Source organism: Proteiniphilum acetatigenes DSM 18083 (genome assembly GCF_000380985.1).
In the GTDB taxonomy this organism is placed as follows: Bacteria; Bacteroidota; Bacteroidia; order Bacteroidales; family Dysgonomonadaceae; genus Proteiniphilum; species Proteiniphilum acetatigenes.
Map to the genome: position 1 here is coordinate 21,113 of NZ_KB905693.1, position 17,800 is coordinate 38,912.

Below are 17,800 nucleotides of genomic sequence, written 5' to 3' on the forward strand. Positions count from 1 at the left end.
GGTAGCTGACATATCGGGGTGGATAAGATCATCATGCCGACACATGCAATTACAGCAGGCAAAAATAATCATTATTTCCGTAGCAAAAAATTAAAGACAACAGCTATATTCTGCATTTTTATTGCATTTTATCAATTATTCCACTATCTTTGCAATAAATTCAAATGTTAGCAATGCAGAGATTGTATTCAACATACCTCCACACTACCACTACTATGACCATGACCCCTTAGGGGGTTATGTAAATTCTTCGCACCCGGACTCGTCCGTTATTTGACGAGAAACAACGTTCGACGACCGAAGGGAGTCAAATTATTAAAAACGACCGAAGGGAGTCAAATTATTAAAAACGACCGAAGGGGAGTCAAATAATATTTAACGGCCGAAGGGGAGTCAAATTTTCAAATTCCATACATCCATTAAATAGAATAAAGAGTTATCTGATGAGTTAATTCACTAATGTGTTGATTTGCTGATTAAATTATCACTACTCGTCCCGTCTTCCCCAAAAATCGGGACAAGTTGTCGCGATCAACAAATTAGTCTATTAATTCCAATTCTAAAAAATGTTTCATATAACCTCAGGGTTAAAAATATAATCAATATGAAGGTGATGAAATTCGGGGGAACATCCGTAGGTGATCCCGATAGTTTACAACGAGTCAAGAAGATCATAGAAAGAGAGAGAGAGCCTGTCATTGTGATAGTTTCGGCGCTGGGCGGTGTAACAGACCGCCTGTTACTGTCTGCCGATTTCGCGTTGAACGGCAACCCCGGCTATAAGCCACTGATCGACGAAATAATTCTGCGCCATGAGGAATTGATCGAAAAGATGATCTCTTCTTCTGAAGACAAAGAAGAACTAAAACAAAAGACGGGGCAGTTATTCGAAGAGTTACGCAATATTTTACAAGGGGTATTCCTTATTGGCGATCTGTCACAGAAGACCTCCGACAAGATCGTCAGCTACGGCGAACGCCTCTCCTCACTGATTATCAGCAAGGTAATTGATATGGCACAGCTATACGATGCCACAAATTTCATCAAAACCGATAAACAATTCCGTAATCATATCCCCGATCTGGCACGATCAAATGAATTGATCCGAAAAACATTTTCCGAAATGCCGCCGCCTCGTGTAGCAATCGTGCCCGGATTTATCTCTTCGAGCAACGACAATAATGATATTACGAACCTGGGACGGGGTGGGTCGGACTATACGGCCGCTATCATCGCGGCAGCGATGGATGCTTCGGTGCTGGAGATATGGACGGATGTGGACGGGTTTATGACAGCCGATCCTAAAATTATCAATTCAGCCTATGTCATTGAAGAGTTGTCGTTTACCGAAGCGATAGAGTTATCCAATTTCGGAGCAAAGGTTATCTATCCCCCCACCATTTTCCCTGTTTATCATAAGAATATCCCCATACGAGTCAAAAACACGTTTCATCCGGAAACGGAAGGTACGCTAATTCGAAATATTCAACCTACGCGGAACGGAAAAATCATCAAAGGTATCTCATCGATCAACGATACTGCCCTGATCACTATTCAGGGATTAGGTATGGTAGGCGTGATCGGTGTAAACAAACGCATCTTCTCTGCACTGGCCGATAACGGCATCAGCGTCTTTATCGTTTCACAGGCATCATCGGAGAACAGTTCCTCCATTGGAGTACGATCACAGGATGCACTCCTTTCACAACAAGTGCTCAGAAAAGAATTTGCCCATGAGATAGGAATGGGAAGCATCAACGATATCATAGTGGAATATGATCTGGCGACGATTGCCATTGTCGGGCAAAACATGAAGCATGTACCCGGTATTGCAGGGAAATTTTTCGGCGCTTTGGGACGGAATGGTATCAGTATTGTAGCGCTGGCCCAGGGAGGAGGTGAGACCAATATCTCCTGTGTAATTGCCAAGTCAGACCTGAAGAAGTCGCTCAACGTGATTCACGACTCCTTCTTCCTGTCACCATACCAGGAGTTGAACCTGTTTATCGTCGGTACCGGTACCGTGGGTGGCAACCTGCTGGAACAAATCAAACAGCAGCAAAACACACTCAAGGAGCAAAACAAATTACGGATCAATATAGTAGGTATCGCCAACGGCCGTAGGGCATTGTTCACCAGAGAGGGTATCCCGTTGGACGGATACTTTGATAACCTGATGAAAAACGGCGTACAAAGTTCGCCGGAGCGAATCCGTGATGAGATCATCAAAATGAATATCTTTAACTCCGTATTTGTCGATTGCACGGCAAGTCCGGACATTGCAAAGCTGTATGGCGAGCTGATGGCAAAAAATATTTCGGTGGTCACCGCCAACAAGATTGCAGCCTCGTCCGACTATGAGAGTTATCGGCATCTGAAAGAAACTGCCCGTAAAGCGGGCGTGAAATTCCTGTTCGAAACGAATGTAGGAGCGGGACTTCCTATCATCAACACAATGAACTCCCTGACCAACTCGGGTGATAAGATCGTGAAACTGGAAGCAGTGCTCTCCGGTACATTGAATTTTATCTTCAACACATTGAGTGAAGATATTCCGTTCAGTAAAGCAATACGGATGGCAGTGGAGGCACAGTTCGCCGAGCCTGACCCACGTATAGACCTGAGTGGACTGGATGTAACACGGAAGTTAGTAATTCTCTCCCGCGAGGCAGGTGCCAGTGTAAATCAATCGGATGTAAAGAAAAACCTCTTTGTGCCCCAGAAATATTTTGACGGATCGCTTGAAGAATTTTGGCAGACCATCCCCGAGATGGACACATCATTCGAGGCACGCCGGCAAGAACTGGCGAAAGAAGGAAAAAGGCTCCGGTTCGTAGCATCGTATGATAACGGCAATTGTGAAGTAGGCTTGCGGGAGGTGGAGCAGGGACATCCTTTCTACGACCTGGAAGGCAGCAACAACATCATCATGATCACTACCGAGCGGTACAATGAATACCCCATGGTGATCAAAGGATATGGCGCCGGAGCCGGCGTAACAGCCGCAGGCGTATTTTCAGATATAATTTCAATTGCAAATATTAGATGATGTTCGCTGCGTTCGTAAATTAGAACTCAGATTTTAATTATGAGTTATAAGTTATGAATTATCTCCGAAGGCATTCTCAATTTTCAATTCTCAATTTTCAATTAAATGAAATATATTATAATCCTTGGCGACGGCATGGCCGACGAACCCATTGCCTCATTGGGAAACAAGACAACCATACAGGCTGCCGCCACACCTTACATGGATCTATTGGCACGAAAAGGCAGAAACGGACTGTTACACACTGTCCCTGAAGGGTTTGCCCCGGGTAGTGAGATCGCCAACCTCTCGGTCATGGGATACGATGTCGCTTCCGTATACGAGGGTCGCGGCGTACTGGAAGCAGCCAGCATGGGTGTGGATATCCTGCCGGGAGAGATGGGGATGCGCTGCAACCTGATCTGTCTCGACGGCGACCTGTTGAAAAATCATTCAGCGGGACATATCTCTACTCCCGAAGCAGCCGAACTGATCCGGTTCCTCGACGACAAATTGGGAAACGACGTATTTAGTTTCTACCCTGGCGTTTCCTATCGTCATCTGTTGAAAATGAAAGGCGGGGACAAGCGACTCCGCTGCACTCCTCCCCACGATATTCCGGAACAACCGTTCCGGCCGCACCTGATCCAACCTGATAGCGATGAGGCAAGACCGACCGCCGAAGCTTTGAACAGGTTGATCTTTACTTCCCAGGAGATACTGGCAGATCATCCCATCAACAAAAAAAGGATAGCGGAAGGAAAAGCCCCGGCCAACAGTATCTGGCCCTGGTCGCCCGGATTTCGTCCTAAGATGAGGCCGCTCAATGAGATGTTCCTGATCCAAAGCGGCGCCGTAATCTCGGCAGTAGACCTGATCAGGGGGATCGGTGTCTATGCCGGCCTGGAAGTGATCATGGTGGAAGGAGCTACAGGTCTTTACGACACCAATTACGAAGGGAAAGCAGAGGCAGCTCTTAAAGCACTGAAGGAAAAAGACTTTGTATATCTACATATTGAAGCCAGCGACGAGGCAGGACATGAAGGAGATGCACCGTTGAAAGTGAAAACCATCGAGTATTTGGATGCACGCATAGTAAAGACCATTTATGAAGAGACTTTACAATGGGATGAACCAGTCACTATCGCCATCCTGCCCGACCATCCTACCCCCTGTGACATACGGACGCATACACGAGAACCTATTCCTTTCCTGATCTATCACCGGGATATTGAACCCGATAGCGTACAGGTATACGATGAGTTTGCCGCAAAAGAAGGAAGTTACGGATTGCTCTACGGCGATCAGTTTATGAAAGCCGTCGTCGGTGCTGCGCACGATAAAAGATAGTGTGCTACGCACGGTAGTGGCTTCATCGATATTCGCTTCGAGCGATAAAAGGATGATGGAGAATTGACAATGGATAATTGATAGTTGACAATGAAAATTAGCAATTGATAATTTTTCACTTTTTATTTTAGTTTAAAAAGTCCTGGTTCTAAAAATCTTTATTCTTTACTCTTTATTCTATGAAATATTACAGTACAAATAAAAAAGTACCGGTAGTTTCCCTTCAGGAAGCGGTGGTAAAAGGGTTGGCTCCGGACAGGGGGCTTTATATGCCCGAAAGGATTGCACAGCTTTCTGAAACCTTTTTCGCTGAGATTGGAAATTCCGGGTTGCAGGAAATCTCCAAAATTGTTGCGGAGGCATTTTTCGGGGAGGATATTCCAAAAGATAAGCTGGATGCCATTGTCGACGGCACATTGAATTTTGAGATACCACTCAAAAAAGTGGAAGAGGGGATTTATGTGCTGGAACTGTTTCATGGTCCCACTTTCGCTTTCAAAGATGTGGGTGCCCGCTTTATGGCGCGGATGCTCTCCCATTTCGTTCAGGAACGGCAGGAAGAGGTGAATGTTCTCGTGGCTACTTCGGGAGATACCGGCAGCGCCGTTGCCAATGGTTTTCTGGGTGTGGAAGGGATCAACGTCTTTGTATTGTACCCCTCCGGAAAGGTAAGCAATATGCAGGAAGCCCAGTTCACTACACTGGGACAAAATATTGTCGCACTGGAGGTAGAAGGCACATTCGACGACTGCCAAGCTCTGGTGAAGTCGGCATTTATGGATGAGGAGTTGAACAGCCTGTTAAACCTAACCTCTGCCAATTCAATTAATGTGGCCCGGTTCCTGCCGCAATCATTTTATTACTTCTGGGCCTACGCACAATTAGTACGGCAGACACAGTTCACAAAGACAGTGATCTCCGTTCCGAGTGGAAATCTGGGGAATCTCACCGCAGGACTTTTCGCCAAACGGATGGGATTGCCGGTCGACCGGTTTATCGCCGCCAACAACAGGAATGATGTTTTCCGGGAATATATCCAAACCGGGCAGTATAACCCAAAAGCATCGGTACAGACCATTGCCAATGCTATGGATGTGGGAGCTCCCAGTAATTTCGATCGGATCCTCGACCTCTACGGACATTCGCACGCAGCGATCACTGACGATATTTCAGCATATCGATATAATGACGAAGAGATCAGAGCAACCATCAATAAAGTTAATCGTCAGTCAGGATACCTTCTTGATCCGCACGGAGCATGTGCTTATATGGCACTGAAAGAAGGGAAAAAAGAGGACGAAACGGGGATATTCCTCGCCACTGCACACCCGGCTAAATTTGGTGAGACGGTTGAAGCATGCACCGGAATTCCCGTACAAATACCAGATGCTCTGGCCATGTTTATGCAGCACACAAAACAATCACTTCCTTTACCCAATGACTTCAATATGTTTAAAAAGAAGCTAATCGGCCAGTCTTAAGTTTCTTTTTATTATTTTTGCTGCGAATTAATCCATTAATGTGTAGTTTTGCGTTCAAAACCATACGCTAACTGCTGATTCCGCATGAGGCAACTATTACGATATATATTTTTATATTTTATACTGGCCATCTTTTTGCAAGGTTTCTTTGTCCGCAAAGCAGCTGCAGCAACAGATCCGACAGTATGGAATGCCGCATCGGGATCAATCCTGTCAGAGAAGATAAAACAGATGACTTCTATCAGGAAGGAGATCCTCGCCGATACGATAGGAAGAGGGAATGCCGGACAATCGGCACTCTCTGCCGACTCTGCAGCCATCACCCAACCGCAGGATTCCCTCCCGGCAAATCCCGACACTGTCTCCACAAAACAGGTATTGGAAACTGCAGTATTTTATACCGCCAAAGATTCCATGGTATTTACCGGTACCAATATGGGCTACCTTTATGGGGATGCTGATGTCAAATATGGAAATTTAGCCATCAAAGGTGAGTATATCACTATGGATCTGGACAGTAGTATTATTTCATCTACTTTCGGACTCGATTCGGCAGGAAAAGAGTTTGGCTACCCTGTTTTCTCGGAAGGGGGAATGGAGTATGAGATGAAGAAAGTACGCTACAATTTCGATACCCGCAAAGCATTCATCAACAATGTTGTCACACAGCAGGGAGAGGGGCATATCGTGGCCAATGAGGCGAAGATGAATCCCGACAACTCTTTCTATATGCGGAATGCGAAATATACCACATGTGACCGGCACGACCATCCGCACTTCTACCTTAACCTGTCGAAAGCAAAAGTGCGTCCCGAGAAGGATGTCGTTACCGGACCAGCATGGTTGGTAGTAGCCGATGTACCGCTATTTCCCATCGTACTGCCTTTTGCTTTCTTCCCCTTTACTAAAACCTATTCGTCGGGTATTATCATGCCGAGTTACGGTGATGAGATGACACGGGGATTCTATCTTCAGAACGGCGGATATTATTTTGCATTGAGCGATTATATCGATCTGGCTGTCACGGGAGAGCTCTACACAAAAGGTTCATGGGGTATCGGCGCACGCTCCAACTATCGTAAACGATATAAATTCTCCGGGAATTTCAATGTATACTACCTCAACACCGTCACCGGGGAGAAAGAACTCAAAGATGTAGTACCCGAGGCCTATTCTGTAGCGCAAGACCTCCGCATCAACTGGACTCACTCGCAGGATCCGAAAGCCAACATGTATCGTACCCTCTCGGCAAGTGTGAACTTTTCCACCAGCAGGAATAACCACAGGGATCTCAGCCGCCTCTACCAGCGGGAAGCCTCCCAAAACACCAAAAGTTCGAGTGTAAACATCACGCAACGTTTCCCTGATTCACCATGGAGCCTCTCGGCCACCATGAGCATCAACCAGGTGTCACGCGACTCTACCATTGCCGCCACATTGCCCAATCTCTCCCTCAACATGAGTCGAATCTACCCTTTTAAGAGGAAAAATGCAATAGGCAGTGAACGATGGTACGAAAAAATATCGATGAGCTACTCCGGAGAGTTCCGTAACTCTATCACGACAAAAGAAGACCGATTTCTGAAATCGAATCTTATACACGACTGGACAAACGGTATGCGTCATAACATTCCCGTAAGCGCGACCTTCACCCTGTTCGATTTCATTCAGGTATCACCGTCATTCAATTACACAGAGCGCTGGTATACCGGTGCACATAAGCAAGCCTGGGATCCTGTCGCCGAGAGGCATGTTCCCGTAGATACCATACACGGATTGAAGCGTGTATATAATTACAGTACTTCGATCAGTGCACAGACAAAAGTGTATGGGATGTACACTCCCTGGAAAGTTTTCGGAGACAAGGTTCAGGCAATCCGGCATGTATTTTCTCCCAGCATCAGCCTGAGTTACCAACCGGACTTCGGTGATCCGAGATACAATTTTTATGAAACATACACTTACAGGAACGAGTATGGCGAAGATGTGGAATACACCTATTCGCCCTATTCTAGCATGATGTTCGGAACTGCTCCCCGAGGCGAAAGCGGAAGTATCGGCTTCGATTTCAAGAACAACGTTGAAATGAAAGTCCTGAGCGATAAAGATTCTACCGGAGTACGAAAGATAAGTTTGATCGACGACCTGGGGATTAACTTCAGTTACAACATGATGGCCGATTCCATGAAGTGGAGCAACATCAATACAAATATCCGCCTGAAGTTATCAAAATCATACACCCTCAGCCTGAATGCTACCTGGGATCCCTATCTGTATGAGTTGGATCATAACAACACCCCCCGCAGGGTAGACAAACTCAGGGTACTGAACGGCAAAGGATTCGGTAAACTGATGAATACCGGTACATCTTTCTCCTACTCTCTGAATCAGGATACTTTTAAAAAATGGTTCGGCCGCGACAATGGAAGTTCCGGGGAGAATGAAAACGAACCGGATCCGAATTTACCGGATGACGGTACAATAGGAGCAAACCCATATGAAGAAGCTGAAAGAAGAGGTGCATTCGATCAACCCGACAGCTCTATGGGTGAATTCGACAGCGACGGTTATCTGAAGAATTCAGTGAATTGGAACCTCTCGTTTAATTATTCGTTACGGTACGGATACGGGGACTTTAATACCGATCGTATGGAGTATGAGGGAAGACTCACTCATAATTTCGGTCTGAGCGGTTCTATCCAGCCCACCAAGAACTGGAATTTCACTTTCAATACCGATTACAATTTCGATCAGAAGAAATTCACCAATATCAACTGTACACTCACACGGAATTTGCATTGCTGGAGCATGTCCGCCAGTTTTATCCCTATAGGTCCCTATAAATCCTATAATTTCACCATCCGTGCCAACTCCTCACTACTGCAGGATTTGAAGTGGGACGAACGTAGTTCTCCGTATGACAGGGGCGTGAGTTGGTACTAATAACGTGGAAGGGTGGAAAGGTGGAAAGGTGGAAAGATGATTAGGTACGAAGGTAGCTTTCCCGGCTGTAACCGGATTATTTCTTATCTCCCCAGAGTTTTCTCATAAGTTCATTCATTTTCGATTCGGCGGGATTGGGCTGAGGGTCCCAAAAACGACTATTCTTTAACTCTTTGGGTAAATACTCCTGCTTCACAAAATTATTTTCATAATCGTGTGCGTACTTGTATTCCTTCCCGTAATCAAGTTCCTTCATCAGCGAAGTGGGAGCATTGCGCAAATGTAACGGTACGGGCAGGTTACCGGTCTTCTCCACTTTCGCCATAGCACTGTCAATAGCCAGGTAGGCTGAATTGCTTTTAGGAGATGCAGCCAGATAGATGGTAGTTTCTGCCAATACGATGCGCCCTTCCGGCCAACCGATCTTCTGTAATGTATCGAAACAAGCATTCGCCAGCAACAACGCATTGGGATTTGCCAGGCCGATATCCTCAGCTGCCGAGATAACCAGCCTCCGGGCAATGAACTTAGGATCTTCCCCACCCGCTACCATCCGGGCCAGCCAGTAGATCGCCGCATCAGGATCACTCCCCCTTATCGATTTGATAAAAGCGGAAATGATATCATAATGCATCTCACCGCCTTTATCATAAGCAGCCGGATTCTCCTGCAAACGCTCGGTCACCATCTTGTCAGTAACCACGATTGCTTCATCACTGTCGGAAGCCACCGTCAGATCCAGTATATTGAGTAGTTTCCGGGCATCCCCGCCTGAGAAACGGAACAACGCATCGGTTTCTTTAATTTCTATTTCCTTCTCTTTCAGGATCATATCTTCCGTGAGAGCACGGTTCAGTAATTGTTCCAGTTCCTTTTTCTCTAACGGTTTCAACACATATACCTGACAACGGGAGAGCAATGGACGAATCACCTCGAAAGAAGGATTCTCGGTGGTAGCACCGATCAGTGTAACAATACCCGTCTCTACGGCATTCAACAGGGAATCCTGCTGTGACTTGCTAAAACGGTGGATCTCGTCGATAAAAAGGATGGGTGCCGAGGATTCAAAAAAGCGGTTGTTTCTGGCCTTTTCAATCACTTCACGCACATCCTTCACGCCGGAGTTGATTGCACTCAACTTATAAAAAGGGGCATTCAGCGTGTTGGCGATGATATTTGCAAGCGTGGTCTTACCCACACCGGGAGGACCCCAGAGAATGATAGAAGGTATTCTTCCCGAGTCAATCATCCGACGCAATACCGCTCCCTTACCGATCAGATGCGATTGTCCGATCAGTTCATCAAGGTGTTGCGGCCGGAGCCGTTCGGCAAGAGGTGTACTCATAGAAATTCTGTTTAGATGTTTTACAAAGTTAGTATTTCTTACAGGAAATGCTAACTTTGCAACTTAAAATCAATCGGTCATCCAATGCAATTGACTCCATTACTATCTCTTTTCGGGAATCTTGAACAGCTCGACACAATCCGGCTGAACTTTAACCAGGAAAGTGTCAACCTGATGAATATCGCCATTGCCTTTATTATGTTCGGCGTGGCACTAAGCATCAAGCCCCAACATTTTAAAACACTGATATTCAACCCAAAGCCAGTATTACTGGGTGTAATTGCACAATATATACTTCTTCCGGCACTTACTTTTGTACTGGTGATCCTGCTGCGTCCCAGTACCGCCGTGGCTATGGGGATGATATTGGTAGCAGCCTGCCCCGGCGGCAACGTATCAAATCTGATCTCCTCCATATCGAAATCGAATATCACCCTTTCAGTAAGTCTCACGGCTATCACAACTGTAATGAGCCTCTTTATGACACCGTTCAATTTTGCCTTCTGGGGTGGACTCTATGCGAAGCATTCACCCTTGCTGGTTCCTATCACAATTGATCCGGTAGAGATGTTCCGGACTGTCTTCCTGATCCTGGGTATCCCCGTGATTCTGGGAATGTTCGTGGGGATAAAATTCCCGGTATTCGCAAGAAAAATCGACAGAAGTGTACAGGCCGCTTCTATCATCTTTTTCGTGGGTTTCATCGTGGCAGCCCTGGCAGGAAATTTTGACCTCTTCCTACGCTATATCCATTTGATATTCTTTCTGGTACTTATCCATAACGGATTGGCATTTTTAAGCGGATATTTCTTACCGAAAACATTTAAAGTAAGCGAAATCAACAGCAGAACCATTTCCATAGAGACCGGTATCCAGAACTCGGGACTGGGACTTGCACTGATCTTTAATCCAAGGATATTCCCACCCGAATTACATCTGGGAGGGATGGCCTTTATCGCCGCATGGTGGGGAATATGGCATATCGTTGCCGGGCTCTTGTTGGCTTTTTACTGGAGAAGACGTGTGATTACTCCCGCAGTAATGCCTTAAACCAATCCTGTTTCCCTGATATTATTGATCAAAACATCCAAGATATGATATACCGTTACGATTTTCGTTATGCATTGGCCAAGATACCGGTGAATACCGCCCTGAGATTAAACTTCAGGAAACTGGTATTTGTCGGGATGAAGGAAAATGTATCCAAAAAAAGAGCGATCATCTTCGCTCCTAACCACCGCAATGCACTGATAGACGCACTGATACTGGTCTTCGCCAGCTATCACCGTAAACAGATTGTATTTCTGGCGCGTGCCGATATTTTTAAAAAGAGCTTTATGGCATGGCTGCTGAGAGGAATGCGTATTATGCCGGTCTTCCGCATCCGCGACGGCAAGGATAACCTGGACAAAAATAATGAGATCTTCAACAATGCCGCCCGTATCCTGCGAAAAAATAATCCTATCGCGCTCTTTCCCGAAGCAAAACATAACCCTAAGCAATCGCTTTTACCTATACAAAAAGCTGTCCCCCGCATCGTATTACCCACCGAAGCATCCGTCGACTTTCAACTGCGGAGCCAGATTGTTCCCGTATCTATCTATTACAGGGATATGTTCGGTTTTCTGTCGGACGTTTATGTTACTTTCGGTACACCCATCGAAGTCTCCGGTTACAAGGATATGTATAATGAGAATTCCGTCCTGGCGATCAATCAGTTGAGGCAGGAGCTGGAAAACCGGCTCAAATCGATGGTGGTCAATATATGGAATGATGAGTTTTATAATGAATACTCTCACGCCATTGACTGGAATGGCGACCGGATTGCAAGGGAAAAATTCTCCGGGAGGAAAGACGATTTTCTCCAGGCTGCGCTTTATATAGTGAAAAAACTGGATGAGCTATACGAAAACAATCGCGTGGCGTTCGATCAAAAGACGGCCGGTTTCCGTGAAGCCTGTATCCTATTGAAAAAGCATGGATTTACATCAAAAGACCGGTTAGGGAATCCTTCTTCCGTATGGAACCTTTTCACCCGTTTTACCGCTCTTATCCTCAGTGCTCCTATAGCCTTTTTCGGATTCCTGAACGGCATCTTCCCCATCCTTATCAATAAAAAATTATCAAGCCTGTTCAAAGACAAGCAGTTTATCCCTTCTGCAAGATATGCGTCGGGGCTCTTTTTTGTACCCATATTCGACCTTATCCAGTCTCTTATTGTCGGGGCTGTTACAAAGAACTGGCTCCTGGCACTCGGTTATTTTATCCTGATGCCGTTAACTTTCTATTTCGCCCTTTACTGGCGCAAATGGTTCAAAACAGGACGACGGGATTGTAAAGTACGCCGATTCGCAAAACAGCACCCGAATACATGGAAACGGGTGCTGGAACTTATCCGATTGTAATTTAATTACCAATTACTAATTACCAATCAACACATCAGTAAATCATCACATTATCAAATCAATAATCATTCAATTTCTGGACAATTGAGTCTACAGCCGCAATCAACCCATCGGCGTTCCTGCCGCCAGCGGTAGCGAAATGTGGTTGTCCGCCTCCACCGCCCTGAATATGTTTGGCCGCTTCACGTATCATATTTCCGGCGTGCAACCCTCCGGCCACCAGATCATCCGTCAGCATAACGGTAAGGCTGGGTTTTCCGTCAGTAGAAGTTCCACCCACAAACATCATCTTCTCCGGGAACTGTCCTTTCAGTTGATAAGCGATATCTTTCACTACGTCAACCGGTCCCATCGGCATAATCAGCTTAAAGAGGGTTATACCATGGATATCCTGTTTTTTATCAATAATCCGCTGCTTCAACTGTTCGGTCTTCTCTTTCACATACTCCCGGATCTCTTTTTCCATCTCTTCATTGTCGGCAAGCAACCGGCGGACCCCCTGCATTACATCAGGCACATTATGCAATAGATTCTTTATCTCGACTAATGCATCTTCTTTAGCATAAAGATAATTTTCACACACTTTTGCTGTTACCGCCTCGATACGGCGTACACCGGCCGAAATGGCACTCTCGGTAATGATACGGAATGTGCCGATACGTCCCGTAGATGAGATATGCGTACCACCGCACAATTCAATAGAAGAACCGAAACGGACAGTACGTACGTCATCGCCGTATTTCTCACCGAACAATGCCATTGCTCCCTGGGCTTTTGCCTCTTCTATAGGCACGTGGCGATGCTCTTCAATAGGATAATTACTCCGTATTTTTGCAGTCACCCGTCTTTCCACTTCACGAATCTCTTCGGGTGTCATCTTCCCGAAATGGGAGAAGTCGAACCGCAGCAGTTCAGGGGATACATACGACCCTTTCTGTTCCACATGCATGCCTAACACCTCACGAAGCGCTTCGTGCATCAGGTGGGTAGCAGTATGGTTACATTCGGTAGCCGTCCGCTTTTCTGTATTGATCCGGGCAGTAAAGGTTCCTTCTATATTTGCCGGTAATTTCCACGTAAAATGCACTGCCAGATTATTCTCCCGCTTGGTATCAAAAATATCGATCTTCTCGCCTTCTTCAGGAATCAGCCAGCCGGTATCACCCACCTGTCCCCCCATTTCAGCATAGAAGGGAGAGCGTGAAAGCACAATCTGAAAGAATTCCCTGTTCTTTTGTTTTACAGCACGATAACGCAGTATACGGGTTTCGGTTTCGGTTTCGTCATATCCTGTAAACTCCGGTTCACCATCACGCACTTTAGTCCAATCGCCGGTCTCTACCGCAGCGGCATTACGGGCACGTTGTTTCTGCTTCTCCATTTCAGTACTGAAGCCGGCTACGTCGACCGTCATGCCGTGTTCACGCAGGATCAGTTCCGTTAAATCCAGCGGGAAACCAAAAGTATCATAAAGCTGGAAAGCCACTTCGCCGCTCAACACCCCACCCTCCTGTTCGGGCAGGTTTTTCTCCAGGAGACGGATACCGGTTTCCAGCGTTCGCAGGAACGATTCTTCCTCCTCTTTCATTACCTTCTCAATAAGCATCTGCTGTGCTGCCAGTTCGGGATAAGCATCACCCATCACTTCAATAAGCGTAGGGATAAGTCTGTACATAAACGATTCGTGCATTTCCAGGAAAGTATAACCGTAACGTACCGCACGTCGCAGGATACGGCGGATCACATAACCCGCTTTGGCATTCGAGGGGAGTTGTCCGTCGGTAATGGAGAAAGCGATGGTACGCAGATGGTCGGCAACGACGCGCATTGCTACATCTTTCGCAGTATCTTCGCCATAAAGCGCGTTACTTATCTCTCCTATTTTTCGGATTATAGGCTGAAAAAGGTCGGTATCGTAATTCGACAGTTTACCCTGTACCGCCATACAGAGCCGTTCAAATCCCATTCCGGTATCAATCACTTTAGCGGGAAGCGGCTCCAACGAACCGTCTGCTTTACGGTTATACTGCATAAACACCAGGTTCCATATCTCAATCACCTGGGGGTGACCCTGATTCACGAGCGACAATCCGTCTATTTTAGTCCGTTCTTCTTCTGGACGAATATCGATATGAATTTCGGAACAGGGGCCGCAGGGCCCCGTATCGCCCATCTCCCAGAAATTATCATGTTTATTGCCGTTGATAATCCGTTCTTTGGGCAGATATTCTTCCCAGTAAGCAGCCGCCTCGTCGTCCCGTTCGAGATTTTCTTCAGCAGCCCCTTCAAAAACGGTGACGTACAACCGTTCTTTATCTAATCCAAGCACCTCCGTCAGATATTCCCATGCCCATGCAATGGCCTCTTTCTTGAAATAGTCGCCGAACGACCAGTTGCCCAGCATCTCGAACATGGTATGGTGGTAAGTATCATGTCCCACCTCCTCCAGATCGTTATGTTTTCCGCTCACGCGCAGGCATTTCTGCGAATCGGCTACGCGCGGATATTTCACCGGCGCATTTCCCAGAATAATATCCTTAAACTGATTCATACCTGCATTGGTAAACATCAGTGTAGGGTCATCTTTTATCACCATGGGAGCTGAAGGCACGATCCGGTGCTCTTTCGATTGGAAAAAATCTTTAAACGACTGTCTAATCTCTTTGGAAGTCATCATACGGGTTATATGTTATACATTTACTGTTCAGGGCTAAGAATAACCGGTTCCGGATTACCTGCTTCGGAATTTTCCGTTTTCTCCGATTTTCTCCCTGCCTTTTGCTCTTTATTTAAACAGAACGCAAAATTACATGAAAAACTTCATATCCCCAAGTGAGTAAATGAAAACCACTTCCGAAGTTTCTTCAGTCTCCCACCGGTGCATTCTCCTCGATAAGTTTCCCGGCTTTCAGCTCTCTCCAAAGGTCTGCGGGAATTTTTTCCGCAAAGGATTCCACATTAGCTTTGGCCTGTTCCGGCAGGCTTGCTCCCGGTATAACGGATCCTACAGCAGGATGCAAGGCCGAAAACTGCAAAGCGACAGTACGCAGGTCGACCCCGTAAAAAGGGGAGGTATCATAATACCTCACACCTGCATCCCATGCCGTCTGCAGAGTATGGGTAATCTGTTCGTTCGTGTTCACGTGAAAACCGTTGCCGATTGCTACACCTCCAATCCCGAATTTGGACGGGAACCTGGCGGCGTTCCAGAGTTTCTCCTTCGAATTCGCCATTGAACCCAACGGTACCTGTAAAGGACCATTTTTTCTATTGCCGGTCTCTCTGCCGAATGAAGCCAGCGGAGCGGCAGCAACAGCCGCGGACGCCACTGCTGCTTTGGTGATAAAATTTCTGCGTGTTCCCATAATTTTTTATGTTATCCTGTTTTGTTCAAAACTGTTGAAATTGTGCCCCGGCTGGGGCCGAATGTAACCACGGGAATCAGTTCCTCGCTATAATAATCATTTTGAGCCTTTACCATACCTGTAATAAGTGATATCATTACAATAACCAATAAAAAAGATCTGTTCATAATTCCCATTCTACTTTTAAGTACTGAACACTCAATAATTTTAATTATTTTAAACCTCAAAAGATTGAAAATCAATTATGATACGTGAAATGAATAATATAACCTAATTTCAATCTCGTGTTTACATCTTATTAGAAAACAGTTTTTCGGCGTTAAAGTTTGGCATTCTCAGAATAAGATATTTTTCAGGCCAAGGAAGTATTTGTATTCTTGAAGGATGAAACAAGCATGAGAATCATTCACTAAAGTTAGTCATTGTCTTTCAGGCTATTTTTGTGTGTGGTGTTGGCGAAACAATCCGTATTTCACAAAAGAAAGGGAGAGAAATTAGTCATTCAATGATGAACAGATGCAGGGATATTTTGTCAGAGAGGTTCAAATAAAAAAGAGCCGGAGAAGATGAAAAAGTTATACTTATCTGTTCTCTGGCCTTAGTTTCCTGACATTTAGTAACGCCACCTAATATTTTATCAAAACAAAGACTGTTTGTTTTCGATCTTTGATTTTCTCAACAGCGCTTCAAGGAAATAATAATCGGCATATACGAGAGGCACATCAATTTCCGAATTCAACGACTTCGCTCCTGTACTGTGCAGCAGCAGGAATCCTGCGTCAGAATGTAAAGTGGCTCTGTAGTTATTCGTGAGGTTTTCTATAATTGTATCGGCCCATTTTTTATATTCATCGGCCTTTTCCCCTCCGTAAAGACTTAATTCATATAATGCCGAGGCTGTAACCGTTGCAGCGGAAACATCGCGCGGTTCATTGGGAATTTCAGGAGCATTATAATCCCAATAAGGGATCAAATCTTCAGGAAGATTGGGATGGGAAAAAATGAAATCAGCAATATTTTGTGCATGAGTAAGATAAGTTTCATCTTTTGTCTCACGATAAGTCATGGTATACCCGTATAATGCCCATGCCTCCCCGCGCGACCAGGTGGATTCATCGGCATATCCCTGGTGGGTATTACGATGAAGTACTTCCCCGGTTATAGTGTCATAATCAATTACATGCCATGTACCGTAATCATTCCTGAAATGATTTTCCATTGTAGTATTTGCATGGTTTACCGCGATTGTATAGAAAGTAGAGTCGCCACTCTCTTTAAAGGCCCGGAACAGCAATTCAAGGTTCATCATATTGTCAATGATTACAGGACATTGCCATTTATCACGGTTATGATCCCATGAGCGGATAACCTTTGCTCCGGGTTTATACCTTGAAGCCAATGAACGGGCGGCATCCATGATGATTTCACTGTAATTTGTTTTCTGCGACAGACGAAGGCCGTTACCGAAGCTGTTATATATCATAAATCCGAGGTCGTGAGTGCCTTTATTCAGTTTCTGGCTCTCCAGGGGAGAAGTAAACCGAACGGCAAGCTCTTCCCATTTCGGATCTTTGGTATATTCATACATAAACCAAAGTTCTCCGGGGAAAAAACCACTTGTCCAATCGCGGGCAGGAACCATTACAAGAGAACCGTCCTCTCCCATTGTCCGGGGACTCACCAGTGGCCTGTTAGCTTTCGCCAGCGAATCCCTTGTATCGTTTTTGATGGCTTCATCCGTTAAATCTACGGCATAAAGCAATTGTTGTTCCGCGAAATCGAAGTTTTCTGCGATTATATCCTTCGGCTTTTCAGAGGTGCATGAAATTAATAAAACAAAAACAGTAAGTAAAAATGTTGAAATAAAGAATTTTGTTCTCATA

General features: G+C 45.6%; 10 protein-coding genes. 6 read left to right on the forward strand and 4 right to left on the reverse strand.

The features are described 5' to 3' along the window. The first annotated feature begins 604 nt into the window (after nt 1–604). From thrA to F597_RS22690, 4 genes are all read left to right on the forward strand, one after another. Nucleotides 605–3,049 carry a bifunctional aspartate kinase/homoserine dehydrogenase I gene (thrA, locus tag F597_RS0102270; protein WP_019538085.1) on the forward strand — a complete coding sequence of 815 codons (2,445 nt, stop codon included), beginning with the start codon at nt 605–607 and terminating at the stop codon, nt 3,047–3,049. Nucleotides 3,050–3,154: 105 nt separating this feature from the next. Further along, nucleotides 3,155–4,378 (forward strand): cofactor-independent phosphoglycerate mutase, encoded by a 1,224-nt coding sequence (locus tag F597_RS0102275; protein ID WP_019538086.1) that lies wholly within the window; start codon nt 3,155–3,157, stop codon nt 4,376–4,378. A gap of 179 nt (nt 4,379–4,557) precedes the next feature. Continuing rightward, nucleotides 4,558–5,859 (forward strand): threonine synthase, encoded by a 1,302-nt coding sequence (gene thrC / locus F597_RS0102280; RefSeq protein ID WP_019538087.1) that lies wholly within the window; start codon nt 4,558–4,560, stop codon nt 5,857–5,859. 84 nt (nt 5,860–5,943) lie between these two features. Then, complete coding sequence (locus tag F597_RS22690; RefSeq protein ID WP_019538088.1) at nt 5,944–8,802, forward strand: putative LPS assembly protein LptD; 2,859 nt, start codon at nt 5,944–5,946, stop codon at nt 8,800–8,802. A 76-nt stretch (nt 8,803–8,878) separates the two neighbouring features. Here F597_RS22690 and F597_RS0102290 read toward each other — a convergent pair whose 3' ends face one another. After that, nucleotides 8,879–10,147, reverse strand: coding sequence for a replication-associated recombination protein A (locus F597_RS0102290; RefSeq protein ID WP_019538089.1), 1,269 nt, complete (start codon nt 10,145–10,147; stop codon nt 8,879–8,881). A gap of 84 nt (nt 10,148–10,231) precedes the next feature. Between F597_RS0102290 and F597_RS0102295 the strand changes: the two genes are divergently transcribed. Beyond that, nucleotides 10,232–11,197, forward strand: a complete 966-nt coding sequence (locus F597_RS0102295) for a bile acid:sodium symporter family protein (protein ID WP_019538090.1) — start codon at nt 10,232–10,234, stop codon at nt 11,195–11,197. Between the two features lie 44 nt (nt 11,198–11,241). Then, the gene (locus F597_RS0102300; RefSeq protein ID WP_019538091.1) at nt 11,242–12,552 is read left to right on the forward strand and encodes an LpxL/LpxP family acyltransferase; all 1,311 of its coding nucleotides are present in this window, start codon (nt 11,242–11,244) and stop codon (nt 12,550–12,552) included. A 58-nt stretch (nt 12,553–12,610) separates the two neighbouring features. On the opposite strand, the gene alaS is transcribed toward F597_RS0102300, so the two are convergent. The 3 genes from alaS to F597_RS0102320 form a co-directional block, all read right to left on the reverse strand. Further along, the gene (gene alaS / locus F597_RS0102305) at nt 12,611–15,229 is read right to left on the reverse strand and encodes an alanine--tRNA ligase (RefSeq protein ID WP_019538092.1); all 2,619 of its coding nucleotides are present in this window, start codon (nt 15,227–15,229) and stop codon (nt 12,611–12,613) included. A gap of 187 nt (nt 15,230–15,416) precedes the next feature. Further along, nucleotides 15,417–15,917: an aldo/keto reductase gene (locus F597_RS0102310; protein WP_019538093.1), complete on the reverse strand. Its 501-nt coding sequence runs from the start codon at nt 15,915–15,917 to the stop codon at nt 15,417–15,419. 637 nt (nt 15,918–16,554) lie between these two features. Next, nucleotides 16,555–17,799 (reverse strand): glycoside hydrolase family 88 protein, encoded by a 1,245-nt coding sequence (locus F597_RS0102320; protein ID WP_019538095.1) that lies wholly within the window; start codon nt 17,797–17,799, stop codon nt 16,555–16,557. Between the last annotated feature and the right edge of the window lies 1 nt (nt 17,800).